Origin of the sequence: Micromonospora sp. NPDC051296 (assembly GCF_040682255.1) — a bacterium.
Taxonomy (GTDB): Bacteria; Actinomycetota; Actinomycetes; order Mycobacteriales; family Micromonosporaceae; genus Micromonospora; species Micromonospora craterilacus.
In genome coordinates this window covers 1-3,105 of sequence record NZ_JBFBAO010000550.1, presented here as the reverse complement: position 1 = coordinate 3,105, position 3,105 = coordinate 1, and the positions used below count along the sequence as shown (strand labels likewise).

Here is a 3,105-nt window from a genome sequence, read left to right as displayed (position 1 = left end):
CCGCCAACCGGTTGCAGAATGCCATGGAAACGGTCATCGCCCAGGGGATCAAGACCCGGGACCTGGGTGGCACCGCCGACACCGCCGGGTTCGTCCCAGCTCGGTCGGCCGAGGTCTGGTGGGCCACCGCCTCGTGCAGCGTCGGGTCGAACGGGTCGCCCTGCTCGCCGAACGGGGTCAACCCGAACTTGCCCAGCGCGGTGGTCAGCTGCTCGGCCACCGAGCCGAACGGGCCGACCAGGTCGCCGTGTTCCCGGGCCCGGTCCAGGTCGTCCAGGATCGGCAGCAGCGCGGCGAGCACCGCACCCGTCGCCTGCTCGGTGACCAGGCCGCGGTCGCGCTCGACCCGCTTGCGGTAGTTGGCGTACTCGGCCGACACCCGCTGCACGTCCCGCGTGCGCTCCTCAAGTTCGGCACGGAGCGCCTCCAGCTCGGCACCGAGCCCGCCGGCCGCCTCCGACGACTTCTCAGCCACGGTCTCTTCGGCCGCCCTGGCCGGGGAATCCACCACCGGCGGACCGTCCGTGGACGGCTCGCTCAGCGCGGTGGTCTCGACCTCGATCGCGTCGACCACGACCTCGGCGTCCTCGACCAGCCCCTCGGCCGGGGCGTCCGACCCCGCGTCGGCGGCCGTACCGTCCGGCTCCGGGGTCTGGCTGATCTTGCGGTTGTTGCGGATGACGACCCGCGGCGCGTCGCCGGCGCCCGGATCGGCGGCTCGGCGCTTCTCCGTCATTCGACTACCTCATCCCTCTGCCCGTGGGCTCGTGCCCCGAGGACCGTCACTTCTTGTCCTCGTCCACGATCTCCGCGTCGACCACGTCGTCCGCACCGGGCCGCGCGCCGCCGGCCTGCGCACCACCGGCATCGGCACCAGTGGCACCCGCGGCACCGCCGGCACCGGCCGCACCGCCCGGCTGGGCCTGCTCGGCCTGCTGCGCGTAGAGCAGCGAGCCCGCCTCCTGGGAGACCTGCGCCAGCCGCTCGTGCGCCGACTTGATCTTATCGATGTCGCTGCCACCGAGCGCGCCGCGCAGCTCACCGAGGGCCTCGTTGAGCTTCTCCCGGTTCTCGGCGGGCAGCTTGTCACCGTTCTCGGCGAGGAACTTCTCGGTCTGCCACTGGAGGGCCTCGGCCACGTTGCGGCTCTCGGCCTCGTCGCGGCGGCGCTTGTCCTCCTCCGCGTGCTCCTCGGCGTCCCGGCGCATCCGCTCGATGTCATCCTTCGGCAGCGAGGAGCCGCCGGTGATGGTCATCTTCTGCTCCTTGCCGGTGCCCAGGTCCTTGGCGTGCACGTTGACGATGCCGTTGGCGTCGATGTCGAAGGTGACCTCGATCTGCGGCACGCCGCGCGGGGCCGGCGGGAGGCCGGTCAGCTCGAAGGTGCCGAGCTTCTTGTTGTACGCGGCGATCTCACGCTCGCCCTGGAAGACCTGGATCAGCACCGACGGCTGGTTGTCGTCGGCGGTGGTGAAGACCTCGGAGCGCTTGGTCGGGATGGTGGTGTTGCGCTCGATCAGCTTGGTGAAGATGCCGCCCTTGGTCTCGATGCCCAGGCTCAGCGGGGTCACGTCGAGCAGCAGGACGTCCTTCACCTCGCCCTTGAGCACACCGGCCTGCAGGGCGGCGCCGACGGCGACGACCTCGTCCGGGTTGACGCCCTTGTTGGGCTCGCGGCCGGTGAGCTGCTTGACCAGCTCGGTCACGGCCGGCATCCGGGTCGAGCCGCCGACCAGGATCACGTGCTCGACGTCGGCGACCTTGATCCCCGCGTCCTTGACCGCCTGCTCGAACGGGCCCTTGCAGCGGTCCAGCAGGTCCTGCGTCATCCGCTGGAACTCGGCCCGGCTGAGGGTCACGTCCAGGTGCAGCGGGCCGGCCGCGCCGGCGGTGATGTACGGCAGGTTGATGTTGGTGGTGGCGGCGGCGGACAGCTCGATCTTGGCCTTCTCGGCGGCCTCCTTGAGCCGCTGCATCGCCATCTTGTCCTGCGACAGGTCGATGCCGTGCTCGCCGCGGAAGGTCTTCACCAGGTGGTCGATGATCCGCTGGTCCCAGTCGTCGCCACCGAGCAGGTTGTCACCGCTGGTCGACTTGACCTCGATGACACCCTCGGCCAGCTCCAGCAGCGACACGTCGAAGGTGCCGCCGCCGAGGTCGAAGACCAGGACGGTCTGCTCCTTGGAGCCCTTGTCCAGCCCGTACGCCAGGGCGGCCGCGGTCGGCTCGTTGACGATCCGCAGCACGTTGAAGCCGGCGATCTCACCGGCCTCCTTGGTGGCCTGGCGCTGGCCGTCGTTGAAGTAGGCCGGGACGGTGATCACCGCGTCGGTGATCTGCTCGCCCAGGTACGCCTCGGCGTCCCGCTTGAGCTTCATCAGCGTCCGGGCCGAGATCTCCTGCGGGGTGTACTTCTTGCCGTCGATGTCGACGGACCAGTTGGTGCCGATCTCCCGCTTGACCGACCGGATCGTCCGGTCCGGGTTCGTCACCGCCTGGCGCTTGGCCACCTCGCCGACGAGCACCTCGCCGTTGCGGGCGAACGCGACGATCGACGGGGTCGTCCGCGAGCCTTCAGCGTTGGCGATTACGGTGGGCTCACCGCCCTCCAGGACGCTGACGCAGGAGTTCGTCGTGCCGAGGTCGATACCGACCGCACGTGCCATCTTCGCTTCCTCGCTTCGTAACGTTGAGCAGGTGACCGACCGTCGCCCTGCCCGGCGGGCGCCGCCCGCAGCGACCCCACCTCAAGTTGAGTGAACTTGACTCAATAGTGCCACGCCCCCGGAAATCGTCAAGTCAAGGTTGAGTCGGATAGGCGCAACTCAGCGCATGCTACCGACTGGTTGTCTTACTTGTGTCGGTCGGGCACGCTTTAGCGGTGACGTCGAACGGCGATTCCGCCTCACGCTCCGGCGCGCCCGCCGTCGCAGCCCGCACCGGCTTCACCGACGGCGGGGAGGACCGGCCCGCGGCCACCGGGGACGACACCCTGCCCGACGCCCTGACCGGCCTGCGGGCCGCGATCGGGGCGGCCCGATTTCCGCTGGTCCTACCCTCGGCCGAGCCGGCCGGGCGGATCGGCGCCGCCCTCGCCGACCACCG

General features: G+C 70.2%; 2 protein-coding genes and 1 pseudogene. 1 reads left to right on the top strand and 2 read right to left on the bottom strand.

The window, feature by feature from the left end; translation table 11 throughout:
* Nucleotides 1–736 (bottom strand): nucleotide exchange factor GrpE (gene grpE, locus AB0M52_RS32680; protein WP_363961658.1); only part of this gene is annotated, 736 nt, incomplete at its 3' end.
* Nucleotides 737–782: 46 nt separating this feature from the next.
* The gene (dnaK, locus tag AB0M52_RS32675) at nucleotides 783–2,666 is read right to left on the bottom strand and encodes a molecular chaperone DnaK (protein ID WP_363961656.1); all 1,884 of its coding nucleotides are present in this window, start codon (nucleotides 2,664–2,666) and stop codon (nucleotides 783–785) included.
* A gap of 215 nt (nucleotides 2,667–2,881) precedes the next feature.
* Between dnaK and AB0M52_RS32670 the strand changes: the two are divergent.
* A pseudogene (locus tag AB0M52_RS32670) lies at nucleotides 2,882–3,105 on the top strand (ABC transporter); the annotation flags it as partial.

Bases quoted from the DNA above. Each gene is read 5' to 3' on its own strand.
- dnaK (WP_363961656.1), bottom strand. From the start codon at position 2,666: ATGGCACGTGCGGTCGGTATCGACCTCGGCACGACGAACTCCTGCGTC.